Annotated in this window: 16 protein-coding genes and 1 pseudogene; 8 read left to right on the top strand and 9 right to left on the bottom strand. The window is 70.4% G+C overall.

The features are described from left to right. Positions 1-105: 105 nt before the first annotated feature. Complete coding sequence (locus H9L41_RS07440) at positions 106-807, top strand: DUF6445 family protein (RefSeq protein WP_028446377.1); 702 nt, start codon at positions 106-108, stop codon at positions 805-807. 77 nt (positions 808-884) lie between these two features. On the opposite strand, the gene H9L41_RS07435 is transcribed toward H9L41_RS07440, so the two are convergent. The 4 genes and pseudogenes from H9L41_RS07435 to H9L41_RS07420 form a co-directional block, all read right to left on the bottom strand. Next, positions 885-2360, bottom strand: a complete 1476-nt coding sequence (locus H9L41_RS07435) for an extracellular catalytic domain type 2 short-chain-length polyhydroxyalkanoate depolymerase (protein WP_028446376.1) — start codon at positions 2358-2360, stop codon at positions 885-887. A 310-nt stretch (positions 2361-2670) separates the two neighbouring features. Then, a pseudogene (locus H9L41_RS07430) lies at positions 2671-4823 on the bottom strand (3-hydroxybutyrate oligomer hydrolase family protein). 399 nt (positions 4824-5222) lie between these two features. Then, positions 5223-6410 (bottom strand): amino acid aminotransferase, encoded by a 1188-nt coding sequence (locus H9L41_RS07425; RefSeq protein WP_028446374.1) that lies wholly within the window; start codon positions 6408-6410, stop codon positions 5223-5225. A gap of 85 nt (positions 6411-6495) precedes the next feature. Then, positions 6496-7389 carry an EamA family transporter gene (locus H9L41_RS07420; RefSeq protein WP_265583958.1) on the bottom strand — a complete coding sequence of 298 codons (894 nt, stop codon included), beginning with the start codon at positions 7387-7389 and terminating at the stop codon, positions 6496-6498. Between the two features lie 145 nt (positions 7390-7534). Between H9L41_RS07420 and H9L41_RS07415 the strand changes: the two genes are divergently transcribed. Further along, positions 7535-7990, top strand: coding sequence for an Lrp/AsnC family transcriptional regulator (locus H9L41_RS07415; protein ID WP_028446372.1), 456 nt, complete (start codon positions 7535-7537; stop codon positions 7988-7990). Positions 7991-8043: 53 nt separating this feature from the next. Then, complete coding sequence (locus tag H9L41_RS07410) at positions 8044-8367, top strand: excalibur calcium-binding domain-containing protein (protein ID WP_028446371.1); 324 nt, start codon at positions 8044-8046, stop codon at positions 8365-8367. A gap of 174 nt (positions 8368-8541) precedes the next feature. Here the strand turns inward: H9L41_RS07410 and H9L41_RS07405 are convergent, their stop codons facing one another. The 4 genes from H9L41_RS07405 to H9L41_RS07390 all read right to left on the bottom strand — a co-directional run bounded on the left by H9L41_RS07405 (position 8542) and on the right by H9L41_RS07390 (position 10615). Then, positions 8542-8712, bottom strand: a complete 171-nt coding sequence (locus tag H9L41_RS07405) for a hypothetical protein (RefSeq protein ID WP_157461990.1) — start codon at positions 8710-8712, stop codon at positions 8542-8544. 3 nt (positions 8713-8715) lie between these two features. Then, a complete protein-coding gene (locus H9L41_RS07400; protein WP_187523743.1) occupies positions 8716-9090 on the bottom strand; it encodes an ExbD/TolR family protein in 375 nt (124 codons plus the stop codon). A gap of 48 nt (positions 9091-9138) precedes the next feature. Then, positions 9139-9885, bottom strand: a complete 747-nt coding sequence (locus H9L41_RS07395) for a MotA/TolQ/ExbB proton channel family protein (protein WP_034607067.1) — start codon at positions 9883-9885, stop codon at positions 9139-9141. 70 nt (positions 9886-9955) lie between these two features. Beyond that, on the bottom strand, positions 9956-10615 hold the full coding sequence (locus H9L41_RS07390; protein ID WP_034607065.1) for an energy transducer TonB: 660 nt from the start codon (positions 10613-10615) through the stop codon (positions 9956-9958). 124 nt (positions 10616-10739) lie between these two features. Between H9L41_RS07390 and H9L41_RS07385 the strand changes: the two genes are divergently transcribed. Further along, entirely contained in the window at positions 10740-11738 is a 999-nt protein-coding gene (locus H9L41_RS07385) for a YheT family hydrolase (RefSeq protein ID WP_028446368.1), read from the top strand. A gap of 18 nt (positions 11739-11756) precedes the next feature. Here H9L41_RS07385 and H9L41_RS07380 read toward each other — a convergent pair whose 3' ends face one another. Continuing rightward, complete coding sequence (locus tag H9L41_RS07380; protein WP_028446367.1) at positions 11757-12542, bottom strand: MOSC domain-containing protein; 786 nt, start codon at positions 12540-12542, stop codon at positions 11757-11759. A 256-nt stretch (positions 12543-12798) separates the two neighbouring features. Here H9L41_RS07380 and H9L41_RS07375 point away from each other — a divergent pair, with 256 nt between their 5' ends. The 4 genes from H9L41_RS07375 (at position 12799) to H9L41_RS07360 (ending at position 17775) form a co-directional block, all read left to right on the top strand. Beyond that, positions 12799-13662 (top strand): DMT family transporter, encoded by an 864-nt coding sequence (locus H9L41_RS07375; RefSeq protein ID WP_028446366.1) that lies wholly within the window; start codon positions 12799-12801, stop codon positions 13660-13662. Between the two features lie 254 nt (positions 13663-13916). Beyond that, positions 13917-14171 (top strand): hypothetical protein, encoded by a 255-nt coding sequence (locus tag H9L41_RS07370; RefSeq protein ID WP_028446365.1) that lies wholly within the window; start codon positions 13917-13919, stop codon positions 14169-14171. 194 nt (positions 14172-14365) lie between these two features. Continuing rightward, on the top strand, positions 14366-17083 hold the full coding sequence (locus H9L41_RS07365) for a YjbH domain-containing protein (protein ID WP_051319039.1): 2718 nt from the start codon (positions 14366-14368) through the stop codon (positions 17081-17083). 56 nt (positions 17084-17139) lie between these two features. After that, the gene (locus H9L41_RS07360) at positions 17140-17775 is read left to right on the top strand and encodes an MORN repeat-containing protein (RefSeq protein WP_169730185.1); all 636 of its coding nucleotides are present in this window, start codon (positions 17140-17142) and stop codon (positions 17773-17775) included. The last annotated feature ends 27 nt before the right edge of the window (positions 17776-17802 follow it).

Below are 17802 nucleotides of genomic sequence, written 5' to 3'. Positions count from 1 at the left end.
CAAAGGCCCGTTCCGCCTTGTAGCGCCCTGAGCACGCTGGCTAAGATGCCCGCGCCCTCCTCCACCCGGAATCGCCATGCTGCGCATGCCCCGCCCGGCACTCCCTTGCCCGCCGTCCCCGCCAGCGCGCCGTCGCTGCCCTACGAGGCGCCGGCGCTCGGCGTCAACTACTGGGTCCGCGACGGCATCCTGCCCGATGCCGAGGCGGTCGCCGCGCGCTGCTTCGATCGGCAGAACTGGCTGTACGGCTATCCGCACGCGCCGGAGAAATGGCCCGGCATGCGCTTCCACGGCGCGCTCACGCCGGACGAGCTGGCCCACATCGAAAGCTGGGTACGCGAGGCGACCGGCGCCCGCAAGCTGTGGGTCGAGACCGCCCCCGGCGGCGCCAAGCTCGACTTCAACGTGGCGCAGCTGGTCGGCGAACGCGAATGCGGGCCGCGGCCGCATACCGACAGCCGCGACCTGAGCCGCTACGCCGCGGTGATCTACCTGAGCCCCACGCCGGCGGCCGACGCCGGCACCAGCTTCTACCGGCTGCGCTACCCGAACGGCGCGGCCGGCGGCAACCTGGTGGCCGCGCCGCACCGCAACCTGGTCGATGCACTCGGCGTGCGTTCGCTGCCGCCGCAAGCCTGGTACGAGGTCGAGCGCGTCGACAACGTGTTCAACCGCATGCTGCTGTACAAGTCGAACATGGTGCACAGCGCCACGCGCTACTTCGGCGAGAAGGCGCGCGACCGGCGGCTCACCGCGGTGTTCTTCTGGATGGCCGACATGGCCGAGGCGCTGACCCCGCTCCTGTAGGGCCCGGCAAAATCCGGCGGCGGGCCCCGTGCGACGGCCGCAACAGCCGCTTCCCGCTGCAACGCGCCCGAGCCGGCTCAGGGACAGGTCCCGATCACATAGTCGTTCGGCCCGCGCTGCCGCAGCGTGGTGACGACGAACACGTTCCACAGCCCCATGTTCTGATTCGAACCGTTGGCATAGGCGTAGCCGCCGGCCTGGTGGGCGCGGCCGGCCACGGTGTGCGCGTAGTTGCTGGCGCGGAAGCAGGTCGCCGCGCCGCCGCCGGTGGTGGCCGCCACCGCCGCGCTGGCCGGCCCGGCCGTGCCGTCGGCGGCCAGCGCGCGCACGCTGTAGACATAGCGCGTGGCGGCGGCCAGGCCGCCGTCGGTGTAGGCGGTGGCGGCGACCGCCGCCGCGTTGACCTTGGCGCCGTCGCGGTAGACGTCGTAGCCGGCCGCGCCGGCCACCGCGTTCCAGGCCAGGCTCACCGAATCGGTACCGGCCGCCGTCACCGCCAGGCCGGTCGGCGCGGCCGGGCCGCCCGGGCTGCCGCCACCGTCGGCGATGCGATCCATCATCGCCTTGATCGCCGCGATCTGGACGCCCTGGCGAGTGGCGAAATCGTTGCCGTACCAGCCGACCCAGTCCCAGCAGCCGTTCGGGTTGGGCAGGCTGCCGCTGGCGGCGGTGGCGTGGCTGGCGTTGTCGGCGGTCGCCTGCGGGTAGAGCACGATCAGCCGGTTGGTATCGGCCCAGCGGTTGTAGCCGGTATTGCGGAGGAACTTGTCGCCGATCCGGCCGTAGTACTGCTGGCAGCCGTGCAGCGCGACGTGCAGCCGGCAGGCCTGGCCGGCGGCGCAGTCGGCCGGCACATACAGCCAGCCGCGCGTATCCATGCCGCGGCCGGCCGGGTCGGCGACGAACTCGGCCTGGTCGAACTCGACCAGCTGGCCGCCGGGCGCGCCGTCGTTGCGCGGCGCCAGCGTGCCGTAGATATGCTGCAGCAGCGCGCCGGCGGCGTCGAAGCCGCAATTGCTGATATAGGGCGAGACCGCGCTGCCGCAGGCGTTGTTGCCGCCGCTGTCGAAATCGGTCGGGAAGGTATGGGCGGTGCCGAGCGTGTCGCGGTAGAGCACGCCGGCGGCCGGCACGAAGCTGGCGTAGTAGTCGCGCAGCTTGTCCATCACGCCCTGGCCCACCGTGCTGTCGGCGGTGCCGGAGAACAGGAAGACGCGGTGCGCGGCCAGGTTGGCCACCGCGTCGATGCTGCCGCCGCTGCGGCTATTGGTCAGCGCGACCAGCGGCGTCACGTCGGGCGAGCCGGCGTACATGCAGGCGGTGTAGTGGTACTGGCCGGCGCAGCCGTAGGGGCCGCCGGCGACGATGCCGGCGCCCTTGAAGACGGACGAGTGGGCCACTTCGAGCTGCACCGCCATGAAGCCGCCGGCCGACAGGCCGGAGACCGAGCTCTGCGACAGGTCGACGTTGTAGCGGCCGAGCGGTGCGGCGGCCAGCAGGACGGGCGCGGCGAGGCCCAGGGCCAGCGCGCGCAAGGTGGATAGGGGCTTCATGCGGTCTTCCTCCGTGTTCGTATGGGCGATGTGCTCCCTCGAACCTGCCCCGTCTGGCGCGGGGATCGTGCCGCCACCTTAGCGCGCCGCGCCCGCGGCCGAGCCGGCCGCTGCCCGGCGGCGACTTGGCCGGCCGGCGCAACGGCCGGTCACGAAAGGCAAGGATGCACCGCGGAGGAAAACCGCCCAACCAGCGCCAGCCGAACGAAGCCAAGCAGCCCAGCGCCTTGACGACGGCGCTTCTCCCTCCGCGTCCTCGGCGTCCTCCGCGGTAGAACGGTTTTCGACGCCCGGTGACCGCCCTTCCCCGTCAGTCCGGCACCGTCAGCACGTCGGCCGCGAAGCCGATCGCGTTGGCCGCGGCCGGCACGTTGGCCAGCGGCGGCAGGCTGGCCGCCGGCAGCGTGTCGCCGGCCGCCGTGCGCGGCGTGGTGCGCACCACCTGGCTGGCCGGCAGCGGCGCGCCGTTGCGCAGGTGGGCCCACATCGCGTCGAGCGCGCGGCCGGCGTAGACGTGCAGCGGGATGTAGCGCGTCGGGAAGCCGGACAGCGCCAGGAAGCCGTCGAAATGCTGGCCGTGGGTGACCTCGACATAGCTGAGCTTCGACGCGCCGGCCTCGGTCTTGCGGTTCAGCGCGTAGTAGGCGCGCGCCGCGTGGTTGACCGGGATCAGCGCATCGGCGCGGCCGGCCACGATGATCGCCGGCTTGCCGCGCAGGTCGCCGCCGAGCTGCGCCTCGGCCACCCCGGCGGCGACGCGGTCGGCCATCGCCTTCTCGACCCCGACCAGCGCCAGCCCGGTCTGCGGATCGCGGCCGGTGGCCAGCTTGCGCAGGCAGATCGCGCCGTCGACGTTGTAGTCGGCCTGGGCGGTGCTGGCCGAGACCGACAGCGCGTCGGCGCGCGCGCCGCCGACCGACAGGTTGTTGACGATGTTCAGCCCGCCGGTCGGCGGCACGCCGCTGCCGTTGCCGAACAGGCCGGCCAGCGCGGCCGCCGGCGCCGCGATCACGCTGCCGCCGGCATCGGTGAAGGCGTAGCTGTAGCCGCAGACGTTGTCGGCCACGCTGAAGCGGCCGTAGGCGTTGACGTAGGCCAGCGTCACGCCCGGCACCGCGCCGAGGCCGTAGTGGCTGGCGTGCAGCGCATCGGCCTCGGGCAGCCAGCCGCCGGCGATCAGCTTGGCGTAGGCATCGCTGGCCTGCGCCTCGAGCGTGGCGCCGCCGACCAGGCCCTTGACAGCCAGCGCGTTGCAGCGGGCCGCGCCGCGGGCGGCATCGACCGCGCCGCCGAAGGCCGAATTGGCGCCGGCCAGCCGGGCCGACTGCACCGCGCAGGGCTGGTACAGGTTGGCCAGCGTCATGTAGTCGATCAGCGGGCGGCCGATCGAAGGCATGGTGGCCAGGCCCTGGCGGATGGTCAGCCCGGCCACGCTGCGCGGCTGGACCTGCGGCTCGCCGACCGCGACGCCGTCGATCAGCCCGCCGCCGTCCTGCTCGGCCGCCGCCAGCGCGGCGCCGCCGCCGTTGGAGACGCTGGCGGCGATCACCGTCACCTTGGCCGGCGTGGCGTAGTCGGCCAGGCGGCGGCCGTCGGCGTCGGTGCCGGCGTATTTCTCGTTGAGCAGCCAGAAGGCGAACTGCACCGCGCGCAGGGTGTCGCGGCCCCAGTCCTTCTCCGGTTCTGCTGCGAGTGCGCATGCTTGACCGCCAGCCGGTCCGGGTAGCCGGCGTTGAAGGCGGTCAGCGCGGCGCCGCTCAGCTCGGCCTGGAAGTGGGCGTTCTTGCCGGCCGCGGCGCGCGAGGTGCGGCGGCCGTCGATCAGGTTGACGGTGTCGGCGGCCAGGTCGTGCACGCCGAGGCCGCTGCCCTTGTCGGCATAGGCCACCGCGCAGCCGTGCTTGAGGCCCCACTCGCCGGCGGTGGCGATGGCGCCGTAGACGCCGCGCGAGCCCGACGAGGTACCGGTGATCACGCAGGGCCGCAGGCGGTCGAAGCCGGCCGGGATCTGCACCATCAGCGCCACGTTCTGGCGGCCGCTGCCGTCGTCGGCGTAGGCCAGGAATTCCTCGCCGGCGATCTTGCCTTCGCCGCCGGTGTCGTTGCCGGCCACGTCGAGATTGGGGCCGTACAGCCGGCCGTAGCCGCCGGCGGTACTGATGTCGACCAGCGCGCGGTAGTTGTTCCAGATCGCCGCGCGGCGCAGCTCGGCGGCGGTCGGGCTGGCCGGGTTGGCATAGGCCGGCAAGGCGGCGGCGAGGCCGGTCTTGCCGAGGCCGGCGGTCAACAGGTCGTCGCTGCTGCCGTCGTAGGCCTTGCGGTCGACCTGGCCGAGCCAGCCGGGCTTGGTGTTGAGCGGCTGGTCGGGACCGTCGTCGTCGCCTCCGCCGCCACAGGCGGACAGGCCGGCCGCGACGGCCAGGGACAGCGCCAGCGGGCGCCAGATGGGGTGATGGACGGGCATGGGATTCCTCCTCGTTGGGTCTCGCGCAGGGCTTGCGCGGACACGGTTTCAACCGCGAACGGGGAGGATGGATGCACGGCGCGCCCGACCAGCCCGTCGCAACGGGTATGCGGGCCTGCATGCCGATGGAATGACAGCGGCCCGTGGGTCGGGCCGGCGGGCGTGGCGATGGTTCCCGGCCATCGCCTTTATATGGCTGCGAACACGTGCGCGGTCGCCGCAGCAGCGGCTTCCGCCGCGAATGGCCGGCGATGCCGCGCTTGCGGATTCGCGGCTGAAGCCGCTCCTACGGGAAGCCGACCTACATGCCTGCCTCGAAATAGCCGGACCGGATCCAGCCCGCGCCGCCTCCTGCGTGCGGCCTTGACGATCACGGCCGCGGTCGGGCGCCAAACCGAGTCACGCGGTTGCCGGCCGCTCGCGCAAGGCCACCGCCAGCGCATCGGCCAGCTCGTCCAGCCGCGATTCGTCGAGCCCGGCCAGGTTGATGCGGCCGCCGGCCACCAGGTAGACCGCGAACTCGTCGCGCAGCCGGGCGATCGCGGCGGCGTCCAGCGGCAGCATCGAGAACATGCCGCGGTGCGCACGCAGCGCCTCGACCGGGGTGCCGCGCGCCGCCAGCGCGTCGGCCAGCGCTTCGCGGCTGCCGAGCACGCGCTGGCGCATGCCCTCGAGCTCCTCGCGCCAGACCCAGCTCAGTTCGCTCGAGCCCATGATCGCCGCCACCACCTCGGCGCCGTGGTCGGGCGGCATGGTGTAGCTGCGGCGCGCCAGCTCGAACAGCTTGCCGCGCACCCGGGCCGGGTCGGCCGACTTGACCAGCGCCGCGCCGGTGCGCTCGCGGTAGAGGCCGAAATGCTTGGAGCACGAGTACACCGCCAGCATCTCCGGCACCGCCGCGGCCAGGACGCGCAGGCCGGCCGCGTCGGCCTCCAGCCCGTCGCCGAAGCCCTGGTAGGCCAGGTCGACGAAGGGCAGGAAGCCCTGGGCGGCCGCCATGCCGGCCAGCCGCTGCCAGTCGGCCGGCGCCAGGTCGACGCCGCTGGGGTTGTGGCAGCAGCCGTGCAGCAGCAGCACGTCGTCGGCGCCGAGGCCGGCCACCGCATCGAAGAAGGCGTCGCGCCGCAGCGTGCCGCCAGCGGCGTCGAGATAGGGATAGAAGGACACCTCGAGCCCGGCCGCGCGCATGATCGGCGCGTGGTTGACGTAGCTCGGGTCGCTGATCCAGACCCGCGCGCCGGGCCGCGCCGCCGCGACCAGGTCGGCCAGCAGGCGCAGGCCGCCGCTGGCGCCCGGCGTCTGCAGCGTCAGCCAGCCGCCGGCCTCGGCCTGCTCGCCCAACGCCAGCTTGGCCACCGCCTGGTTGAAGCGCTCGTTGCCGCCGAGGCCGAGATAGGTCTTGCTCGGCTGCGCCGCGGCCAGCGCCTGCTCGGCCAGCCGTACCGCCGCCATCACCGGCGTGCGGCCCTGGCCGTCGCGGTAGACGCCGATGCCCAGGTCGAGCTTGTGCGGCCGCGGATCGGCGCGGAAGGCCTCGGCGACCGACAGGATGGGATCGGCGACGGCGGGGGAAAGGGTCTGGAACATGCGGACTCCGCGGACAGGGTTCGGATCGGGTGGAAAAAGGCCGGCGCTCAGTGCGAGCGGTGGACCCAGACGACGCCGGCGACGATCAGCGCCATGCCCAGCAGGGTCGCGGCCGACGGGATCTCGCCGAACAGCGGCACCGCCAGCAGGCCGGCCAGCACCGGGTCAGCGCGCCGGCGGCCGCCGGGCGCTGGGCGCCGAGCCGGGCGATGGCGAAGGCATAGGTCAAGGACGCGACGAAACCGACGCCGACGCCCTGCACCAGGCCATGGAACCATAGTTCGGCGGCCGGCAGCGCGGCGAGGCCGATCGGCGGATGCAGCAACAGCCAGGGCGCCAGCAGCGCCAGCGAGCCGGTCGAGATCAGCGCCGCGCCCTCGATCGGCGCCAGGCCCGAGCGGCGCAGCGCCACGGTGAAGTTGGCCCACATCAGGCTGCCCAGCAGGAACAGCGCATAGCCGCGCCAGACCTCGCCGGCGCCGTGGTTGAAGGCCAGCAGCACCGCCACCCCGGCGGCGATCGCCGCCAGCGCGCCGCCGCGGCCGGCCGGCAACGGCTGGCGGTAGACCAGCGCGCCGAGCAGCGCCACGAACAGCGGGATGGTGCCCGGGATCAGCGTGCTGCCGTCGACCACCGGCGCATGGCGCATGCCGAGCCCGGCGATCAGGAAGTAAGGCAGGCCGCTGCCGGCCAGGATGGACAGCAACAGCGGCCACGGCACCGCGGCGATGCGGCGGCGGCGCAGCCACAGCACCGGCAGGAAGGCGAGGCCGGCCGGCGCGAAGCGGATCGCCGCCAGCTCGCTCGGCGCCAGGTGGGCGCGCGCGCCGGCGCGCAGCGAGAGGAAGAAGCCGGCCCAGATCAGCACGGTGACGGCCAGCGCGGCATAGCCGGCCCAGGCAGCGTGCTGCGGTGTGGCGTCCGCGGCCGGGCGCAAGGGCGGCTGGGCGGTGACGGGCAAGGCGACGCTGGCGGACATGGGCGGCTCCGGTGGGGAATGCGACGATTATCCGCCGCAGCCCGGAGCGGTTTCGCGCGAATTCGGCCACCCACCATGCAAAATTTGGCGCTTTCCACCAATCCATCGGCCATACTTGGCCGATTCGACTCAGACCGGAAAAGCCATGGACCGCATCGACCGCCAGCTGCTCGAACTGCTGCAGCGCCAGGGCCGGCTCAGCACCGCCGAACTCGCCGAACGCGTCGCGCTCTCCGCCACGCCGTGCGCACGCCGGCTCAAGCGGCTCGAGGAGGACGGCATCATCCAGGGCTACCGCGCGGTGCTCGACCGCAAGCGGCTGCAGCTGGCGACCACGGTGTTCGTCAACGTGCGGCTGATGCACCACCGCGAGGATGCGGTGCGATTGTTCGAGGACGCGATGTCGGCGATGGCCGAGGTGGTCGGCTGCCACGTGGTGTCGGGTACCTACGATTACCTGCTCGAGGTGGTGGTACGCGACCTGCCCGACTATGAACAGGTGGTGCGCAAGCTGCAGACGCTGGCGATGGTGCAGGACATCACCAGCAACTTCGCGATCCGCACGGTGAAGAGCAACGCGCCGTTGCCGCTGGGAAGCTAGGCAGCGGCCCCGCCCGCCGCCGCAGAACGGACGGGCATCCGCCGGAGGAAGCCATGAAGCGCCTCGTCGTCCTCGCAATCCTCGCCCTGATCGTCTGGCAGGGCTACAGCAGCTACAAGGCGCGCCAGGCCGCCAAGCTGCAGGCCGCGGCGGTGTCCCGGGCATTCGACACCTTCGCGCCGGAGCCGGCGGCCGCCCCGGTGCGCATCGAGCGGGCGCCGGCCGCGCAGTTCAGTTGCGACGGCCGCACCCATTGCTCGCAGATGCGCTCGTGCGAGGAGGCGACCTTCTTCCTGCGCAACTGCCCCGGCCCGGAAATGGACGGCGACAACGACGGCATCCCATGCGAGAAGCAGTGGTGCGGACCGTCGTCATGACTTGCGGACCGGGATGATCTGCCCCGCAACGCGTTCGCCGGGGAATCGCCGGAAGGCCGGCTGATGAGGCCGAAGCGCGCGGCTGGGCATGACACGCGACGACAACCAGCGCGTCGGGCCCGGCCCTCGCACTGCTCCAGTGACTAGCGCCTGCGAGCGCAGGCCCCGCCCCGATCAGTCGCGCACCAGCCGAACCGGCAGGGTGGAGCGCCCGTCCTGCGGCAGGCAGACGCCCTCCTTGCGGCATTCCTTGCGGTAGCGGCACAGCAGGCAGGACGGCACGCTGCGCGCCAGGCAGCCGACGCCCGCGATCACGCCCAGTATCAGGATGATCGCGGCCCACATGGCTTACTTGCCCGGCTCGGTGACGAAGCCGAGCTTCTGCACGCCGGCGCGCTGCGCCGCCGCCATGGCCTGCGCCACGTGCTCGTACTCGACCTTGCGGTCGGCCCGGATGTGCAGCTCGGGCTGCGGCTTCCTGGCCGCGGCCTCGGCCAGCTTGGCCTCGAAGGCCGTCGGCTCGAGCAGCGCCTCGTTCCAGAACAGCTTGCCGTCGGCGGTGATCGACAGCGTCACCGTCTCGGGCTTCTCTTCGTTGGGCTGGTTCTGCGCGCGCGGCAGGTCGAGCTTCACCGAGTGGGTGATCACCGGCACGGTGATGATGAAGATGATCAGCAGCACCAGCATCACGTCGACCAGCGGCGTCATGTTGATCTCGCTCATCACCCCGCTGTTGCCGGGCCGTCGAAGTTTCCGCTGCCGAAGGCCATCTCAGCGGCCCCCGCCCTGGACCTGGCGGACCGAGGTCAGCACCGGCTTGCCGGCGGCATCGGCGCGCACCACCGGCGCGCCGGTGACGAAGTAGGAATGCAGGTCGTGGGCGAAGCGGTTGATGCGGCCCAGCAACGCGTTGTTGCCGCGGGTCAGCGCGTTGTAGCCGAGCACGGCCGGGATGGCGACCACCAGGCCGAAGGCGGTCATGATCAGCGACTCGCCGACCGGGCCGGCCACCTTGTCGATGCTGACCTGGCCGGAGAAGCCGATGCTGATCAGCGCGTGGAAGATGCCCCACACGGTACCCAAGAGGCCGACGAAGGGCGCGGTCGAGCCGACCGAGGCCAGGATCGACAGGCCCGACTGCATGCGCTCGACCGATTCGTCGATCGCGCGCTTGAGGCAGCTGGTCACCCAGTCGCTCAGCGTCAGCTGGCCGTGCAGGTCGTCCTGGCTGTCGCGATGGTGGGCGACCGCGTCGCGGCCTTCCTCGGCCAGGTGCCGGAACGGGTTGTCGTCGCGGCTGCCGTCCAGCAGGTGCAGGCCCTCGCTGAACGACTGGGCGTGCCAGAACTCGGTGGTCGCGGTATGGGCCATGCGGCGCTGCCGCATCTGGCGCAGCGCGCGCGTCACGATCACGTACCACGACGCGATCGACATCAGCAGCAGGGCCACGGCCACGCTGCGAGTCACGAAATCGCCCTGGGCCCACATGCCGGCCAGGCTGAACTGATGCTGATCCATTGTTTCGATGCCTTCCCTGATGCTGATGAATCCCCGCACGGCCGCCGCCGCGGCGTACGGGGCGAAACCGTCAACTTTCCAGCGAGAACTTCACCGGCTGCGTGTGCCAGACCGCCAGGGTCTTGTCGCCCTGGCGCGCCGGTACGAATTTCCAGCGCTTGACCGCGCTCAGAGCCGAGTCGTCGAGCCGGCCGAAGCCGCTGGACTGCTTGAGCTTGATCTCGCCCACGCTGCCGTCGGCCAGGATGTAGACCGACAGCAGCACCACGCCCTCCTCGCCCAGCTTGCGCGACAGGCCCGGGTAGACCGGCGCCGGATTGTTCAGGTGGGCCGCGTCGCTGCGCGGCGGCGACACCGGGGCCGGCGGCGCGGGCGGCGGTGCCGGCTCGGCCTTGGCCACCTCGACCGGGGCCGGCGGCACCGGCTCGACCGGCGGCGTGCTGATCGCGTTGGGCGACGGTGGCGCGTTCTTGATCGGCGGCAGCGGCACGGGCTGCGGCTTGGGCCGCTGCACCGGCTGCGGCTTGGGCGGCACCGGCTTCTCCTCGCTCGGCGGCGCCACGATCGGCAACGGCTCGGGCGGCAGGACCACCGCAGTGATCACCTGGGGCGGCTTGATCGGCTCGGGCCGGGTCATGCCCAGCGCCAGCGCGCCGAGCGCGGCCGCGTGCGCGCAGCAGACCAGCACCAGCGGAGCGGTGCTCCGGTTGAATATCGTGTTGAGGCGCATGCCCGGTTTGTAATTGGAATGAAAATGCGATTGCGAGGAATTCTCATTTTAATGAGAATTGTTTTCATTGGCAAATTTGCCGCACCGCAGCATCAAGCGGCACAACGGCTTACAATCCGCTGTCATGTCTACCTTGCCGCCCTATCGCCCGCCGCGCTGGCTCGTCGGCGCCCATGCCGAGACGATCTACCCCGCGCTCGCCCTCAAGCGGCCGCCGCCGCCGTATCGGCGCGAAGTCTGGAACACGCCCGACGGCGACGAGATCGCGATCGACTGGCTGCTGGCCGATGCCGCAAGCGACGCGCCGCTGGTGGTGCATTTCCATGGTCTCGAAGGCAGCTCGGCCAGCCACTACGCCGGCGCGCTGATGCATGCGCTGGCTGCGCGCGGCTGGCGCGGCGCGGTGGCGCATTTCCGCGGCTGCGGCGGCCATCGCAACCGCAAGCCGCGCGCCTACCATGCCGGCGACTCGGCCGAGGTCGACTGGATCCTGCGCCGCTTCCGCCAGGCGCACGGCGGGCCGCTCTACGCCGCCGGCGTCTCGCTCGGCGGCAATGCGCTGGCCAAGTGGCTGGGGGAACAGGCCGAAGCGGCCAATGCGATCGTCGCCGGCGCAGCGGTGATCTCCGCGCCGCTCGACCTGACAGCGGCCGGCAAGGTGCTCGACCGCGGCCTGAACAAGGCCATCTACACGCGCGAATTCCTGCGTACGCTGCGGCCCAAGACGCTGGCCCAGCTGGCCGACTTCGGCCAGGAACTGGCTTTCCTCGGCGTCTCGCCGGCCGAGATCGCCGCCGCGCGCACCTTCCGCGACTTCGACGAGCGCGTCACCGCGCCGCTGCACGGCTTCGAGGGCGCCGCCGACTACTGGCGCCGCTCGAGCAGCAAGCCCTGGCTCGCCCGCATCACGCTGCCGACACTGGTGATCAACGCGCGCAACGATCCCTTCCTGCCGGCCGCAGCCCTGCCCGCCCCGGATGAAGTCAGCCCCCAGGTGACGCTGGTGCAGACCGCCCGCGGCGGCCACGTCGGCTTCGTCGAAGGCCCGTTCCCGGGCCGGATCGACTGGCTGCCGCGCTGCCTGCTGGCCTTCTTCGACCAAGCAGGCCGAGCCGCAGCGTAACGAGCCGGGCCGACGGCGCTAGCCGCCCGGCACCACCGCATCGCCGACCCGTACCGTGCCCAGGCCGCGCGCCACCAGGTTGATGCCGAACTCGGTACCCTGCTCGCCGATCCGGTAGCCGTTGAGCGTCTCGAGCGGCTGGCGCGCCGGGTCCAGCTCGGCCGTCTCGGGGTCGACCGTGGTGAAGATGCAGCGGCCGCAGGGCTTGACGTTCTCGAACAGCACCTCGCCGACGCGGATCCGGCTCCAGCCGTCTTCCTCGTAGGGCACGGCCGTCTCGACCACCAGGTTGGGGCGGAAATGCCGCATCGTCACCGGCCGCTCGAGCCGGCCGTTCAGGTCGGCCAGCGAGGCCGTGCCGATCAGCAGCAGCGGATAGCCGTCGGCGAAGCCGACCGGCACCTCGGGCACCGCGTTGGTCCGCCGCGTGGTCTCCGGGCCGACGTAGTGCAGGCGGCAGTTGGTGCCGAGGTAGTCGGAGAACCAGAAATCCGCCTCGACCTGGCCGGCGCGCGCATCGAACTGGCTGCGCCAGACCTTCACCGACTCGCGCTCGCCGAGCTCCGCCACCTCGACCCGCAGGTCCGGCATGCCCGGCGCGCGGAAGGTGGCGCCGACCGCATCGGCGGCGACCTCGATCAGCACCATGCGCGGATGCTGACGCCCGGTCAGGAAGCCGCCGGCGCCATCGCCGAGCATCCAGCGGCGGTCGTGCTGCAGCCCCATCGGCTCGACCAGCGCCTGCTCGACCAGGTTGGCGCGGCAGGATTTGAGCGGGTGGATATGGATCTCGGCGAGGCGCATGGGGGTCTCCGGCGGGTGGACGAATGCGCACGAGTCTAAAGCGCGAGCCGCCTGACGTTCATGCACAGCGCGAGGAGGCTGGGGCAGGACTGTCCGGACGCCGCCCACACGCATGCCTCGCCTCACGCCTCACGCCTCACGCCTCACGCCTCACGCCTCACGCCTCACGCCTCACGCCTCACGCCTCACGCCTCACGCAATATAAGCATCCGCTACAGGACGAAGGACTAGAATCGAGGCCCGACGACCGCAGCCCATGCTCATGCAGCCAACCCGCTTCGCCTTCCCCGCCTTCCTGCTCGGCGCGGCCTGCATCGGCTTCGCCGGGATCTTCGTGCGGCTGTCCGAGGTCGGGCCGGTCGCCACCGGCTTCTGGCGCATGCTGCTGGCCACGCCCATCCTCTGGCTGATGAGCCTGCACGGGCCGGCGCCGGGCGGGCCGCGCCGGCATGGCGGCATCGCGCTGACCGCGCTGTTCTTCGCGCTCGACCTCACCGTCTGGCACCTGTCGCTGCACATCACCACGGTGGCCAACGCCACCCTGCTCACCAACTGCGTTCCGGTGTTCTGCGTACCGCTGCTGGGCTGGCTGCTGTGGAAGGAGGCGATCTCGCCGAGCTTCGCGCAGAGCTTCGCCATCACGCTGCTCGGCGTGGTGCTGCTGACCGGCGAGAACTTCGCGCTGGCGCCGCAGCGTTTCGCCGGCGACCTGCTGGCCACGCTGGCCGCGGCCTTCTATTGCGGCTACCTGCTCACGCTCAAGTCGGTCCGCCGCGACGTCCCGGTCGCCCGGCTGATGGCGCAGAGCAGCGCGTTGTCGGCGCTGATCATGCTGGCGATCGCCGCCGCCCGCGGCGAGGTGCTGATGCCGGCCGGCCTCGACGCCTGGCTGGTGCTGATCGGCCTGGCGCTGGTCACCCAGGTCGGCGGCCAGACGCTGATCGCCTACGGCATCGGCCACGTCTCAGCCCACGTCGCCGCGCTGGGCCTGATGTGCCAGCCGGCGGTCGCCACGCTGGCCGCCTGGCTGCTGTTCGACGAGCGCATCGCGCCGCTGCAGTTCTGCGGTGCCGGACTGATCCTCGTCGGCATCTGGTTCGCCAAGCGGCGCGATCGGTGAGCCGGGATCGGCTCATATTCACCCGCAACGGTGATTCATCGCGCTGCAACATCGGAATCGCATAAAGCGAATCTGTGCTACGGCATGAAATGTCCCGACCGGCGATGAACCGTCCCGGCCTGCTGTGTCAAAATTCCGTGCAAACGCACAATCCGCGCCGTTCGAGCCACAAAGCGGTTGCCTGGCGAGGGTGAGGCTGGCTAACATGCTGACGGGACGTCTCAAACCCATTTCCCTTGGAAAGTGAGGATTTCATGAAATCGAAACTGTTTATCGCCGCAGTGCTGGCCGCGGCCATGTCGTCGGCTTTCGCCGCTGAAGAAGCCGGCGCCGCCACCACCGGCGCCGGTGGTGCTTCGACCGGTGGCGCCGCTGTCGCCGGCAGCTCGGCTGCTGCCGTGACCACCACCACGCTGATCACCGTTGGCCTGACGACCGCTGTGGCCGTCGCCGCCACGTCCAGCAACAACGACACGCCGTCGTCGCACGTCACGCCTAGCCACCACTAATTCCTAGTGGTTGCCAGCTGTACGTCGAAATAGCCACGTCGCCGTGGCTATTTCTTTTTTGTGCCCGCACCCAATCCAAATTTGATAGCGCCACGTTCACGATGCGAAACCGCTCCTTCGGCGTCCTTGCCCTGCCCTTGTTGATCAGCAGTCTGTTCGCACAAGCCAATAGCAATCTGAGCGGTCAAAGCGGCATGATCCAGATGCCCGACGCCCGCATCGGCGCCGACGGGACCTGGCGCTTGGGGATGGATTTCCAGAAACCGTACCGTGCCGGCTGGAGCAGCATTTCCGTCACCCCCTGGCTCGAGGGCAGTGCCCGCTTCACGCGATTCGGCGGATTGACCTGGCTGGAACAGGGCTACGGCGATGCGGGCGACAAAGCCTTCGCAGGGAAACTGCTGCTGAGCCCGGAAGACCGCTACCTGCCGGCCCTCGCCGTCGGCATCGACGACTTCGAAGGCACCGGCCTGTTCAGCTCGCAATACCTCGTGGCGAGCAAGCAGCTGGGCCCGGTCGACGTAACGCTGGGTTATGGCCGCAAGCGCATCGATGGTGCATTCGGCGGGATCCGCTACCGACCGTCCTTTTTGCCGGGTTTCTCGTTCGTCGGCGAATACGACGCGAACGATTACAGCAAGGATCAATACGCCGACAAGAGCGGCGTGGACAAGCGCAAAAAGGGCGCCAATATCGGCGTGGAATATCAATGGGGCTGGTTGAACGGCCAGGTCGGCCGCCTGACCGATGGGACGATCTCGGCCAACGCCTACCTGTCCATCCCGCTCAACAAGAAAGAATTCATTCCAAAGATCGACGAGCCTGCGCCGCTCGTCATGTTGCCGCCGCGTCCGACCGAACAGCAATGGCGCGAAAATCCCCAATACCGGCGGAACCTGCTGCGCGCGCTCGACGGACAGGACTTCCGCGACATCCGCTTCAGCTTGCAGGGCAATGCCCTGCAGCTCAACCTCGCCAATACCCGCATCGCCAAGCCGAGCCGGGCGGCCGGCCGGGCCGCGCGCATCGCGCTGGCCTACGTGCCGTTCGGCACGCGCCAGATCACCGTCACGCTGGAGCAGAGCGGAAGCGGCGTACTGACCTACCAATTCACCGATACCGATGCGCTGGCCAGCTATTTCAACGGGACGCTGTCGCGCGAGCGCCTGGCCCAGACCGTCACGGTCCGCTACGCCTCGCCGAACGACCAGGTCAGCCAGGACGAAATGGCCGAGGTGCTGACCGAGCTGTCGAACGAGCGCTATCGCGCCGACTTCCAGCTGGGCGACAACGCCGGCGAACTGGGCCAGTTTGCGGTGGAGGATCTAGGCCTCAGCAAACTGCGGATCGCCCCCAAGGTCGGCTTCTATTTCAACGATCCGAGCGGCGTCCTGAAATACGATCTCTACCTGCAGTCGGGCATCAATCTCCGGCTCGCCAAGCAGACCTTCTTCGAGACCTCGGTTTCCGCCTCGGTCCTCGAAAACGTCTCGAGCGTCTCGCAGGATTCGAACAGCCGCCTGCCGCACGTCCGTTCCGACGTCGCCGAATACAAGCGGGACGGCAAGGTCACGCTCGAGCGTGCCCTGCTTAATCAGTACTACCATCTGGGCGCGGGCCTGTACGGCCGGGCCAGCGTCGGTCTCTACGAGGAAATGTTCGGCGGCGCCGGCGGCCAGGTCCTGTATCAGCCGGCCGGCCACCCGTTCGCTTTCGACGTGGCGCTCGACCGCGTGCGCCAGCGCGGCACCCGCGGCGACTTCCGCTTCCGCGACTACGAAACCACGACGGCCATCGCCTCGCTGCACTACCGCATGCCGAGCCAGGGCCTCGTCGCCACCGTGCGTGCCGGGCGCTTCCTGGCCGGCGACGAGGGCGCCCGCTTCGAACTGGCGCGCCGCTTCGGCTCGGGCGTGGAAATGGGCGCCTGGTACACGATCACCAACGGCAACGACACGACCTCGCCGGGTTCGGTCGCCCATCCCTACCGGGACAAGGGCATCTACATGTCGGTGCCGCTCAACATCATGCTGACCAAGGACACCTCCGTGGTCGGCAGCTACGGCATCTCGCCGTGGACCCGCGACGTCGGCCAGATGGTCGCCTCGCCGGGAGACCTCTACAGCTTCGCCGCGCGCTTCATCCGCAGCATCGAGGATCGCGACGGCCTGACCGCGCTGGGCGATCTCGACGACGACTATCCGATGCGGCCGCCGGAAACCATATTGCGCCGCCGGCCGCTGGGAGATTTCGGCAACCTGGTCGGCCGCGGCGTATCCGACGCCTTCAGCGCCAGCGGCGTCAAGAAGGCTCTGGCGGCCACCGGCGCCGTCTGGCTGGCCAGCCGGCTGGACAACCGCGTCGAGCGCCGAATGGGCCGCGATGCGCCCGGCAAGCGCGAGCAGAAGCTCATCGACATCGGCAATGCCCTGCCTTGGGCCGGGCTGGCACTGTCGGGCGGGCTGGCGGCCTACGAAGGCGACGATCGCCTGTCCACCACCGCCTACTCGGCGCTGCTGGCCGGCGTGACCACCGGCGTGGCGGCGGAAGCGGGCAAATGGGCGGTCGGCCGGTCGCGCCCCAATTCCGGCCGCGGCAACGGCGACTTCGACAATTTCTCGAAGATGCAGTCGCGCCACAGCTTCCCCTCCAGCCACGTCGCGGTCGCGACCGCCGTGGTGACGCCATTCGCCCAGGAATACGACATGCCCGCGCTGTACGTGCTGCCGGGCCTGACGCAGTACGCCCGCCTGCGCACGCGCGAACACTGGTTCTCCGACGTCGTCGCCGGCAGCGCGCTGGGGATGGTGATCGGCGGCTATACCTGGGAATGGAACCGCAAACGCAACAAGCATGACCCGGCCATCCAAGTCGGCGCGCGCTCCGTCAGCCTGAACTGGGATCTGCCATGATCATCCGCATTCAATCTCGATTCCTGCTGGCCCTGGCCCTGTCGGCAGCCCCTGCCATGGCCGCCGAAACCGGCAAATGCCGGGTGCTGGACCCGGAGCTGCAAGGCCGCTACGAAGGCGGTTGCGACCGCGACGGCCTGGCCGATGGCCATGGCAGCGCCAACGGCTCGGCCAGCTATGAGGGCGAATTCAGCAAGGGCAAGAAGCACGGCGTGGGCCGCAAGACCTGGACCAAGACCGGTGACGTCTACGAAGGCGAGTTCCGCGACGACTACCGCGACGGCTGGGGCCGCTATAGCTGGGGCAAGCAGACGCCGTGGGCCGGCCAGTGGTTCGAAGGCCAGTACGTGAAGGACCGCCGCGAGGGCTACGGCGCCTACTTCTGGGCCAATGGCGACAAATTCATCGGCGAATGGCGCAATGATCTGCGCTACGGCGAGAGCTTCATGGAAACGCGGCGACGGCAGCTGTCCGAGCTGGTCGCCCAGGCCACCAGCCAGGCCGGCGTCTCGGTCTGCCGCGAAGTGCTGTACGGCATCGGCAATCGCGGCCTGCTGCGGGCGAAACTGGTCGCCAGCGGACCGACCTCACGCGTCGTCGAACTGGACGAAGCCTCGCAGGCACTGGGGCTGTACAGCCAGCCGCGCATCGAGCTCTGGAACGAGCTATATCTGTGGCAGACCTGCAGCTAGCAGGCAGAGGCCCGACCGGCACCAGCA

This window comes from Chitinimonas koreensis, assembly GCF_014353015.1.
Lineage (GTDB): Bacteria > Pseudomonadota > Gammaproteobacteria > Burkholderiales > Chitinimonadaceae > Chitinimonas > Chitinimonas koreensis.
This window is presented reverse-complemented; position numbering and strand designations above follow the sequence as displayed.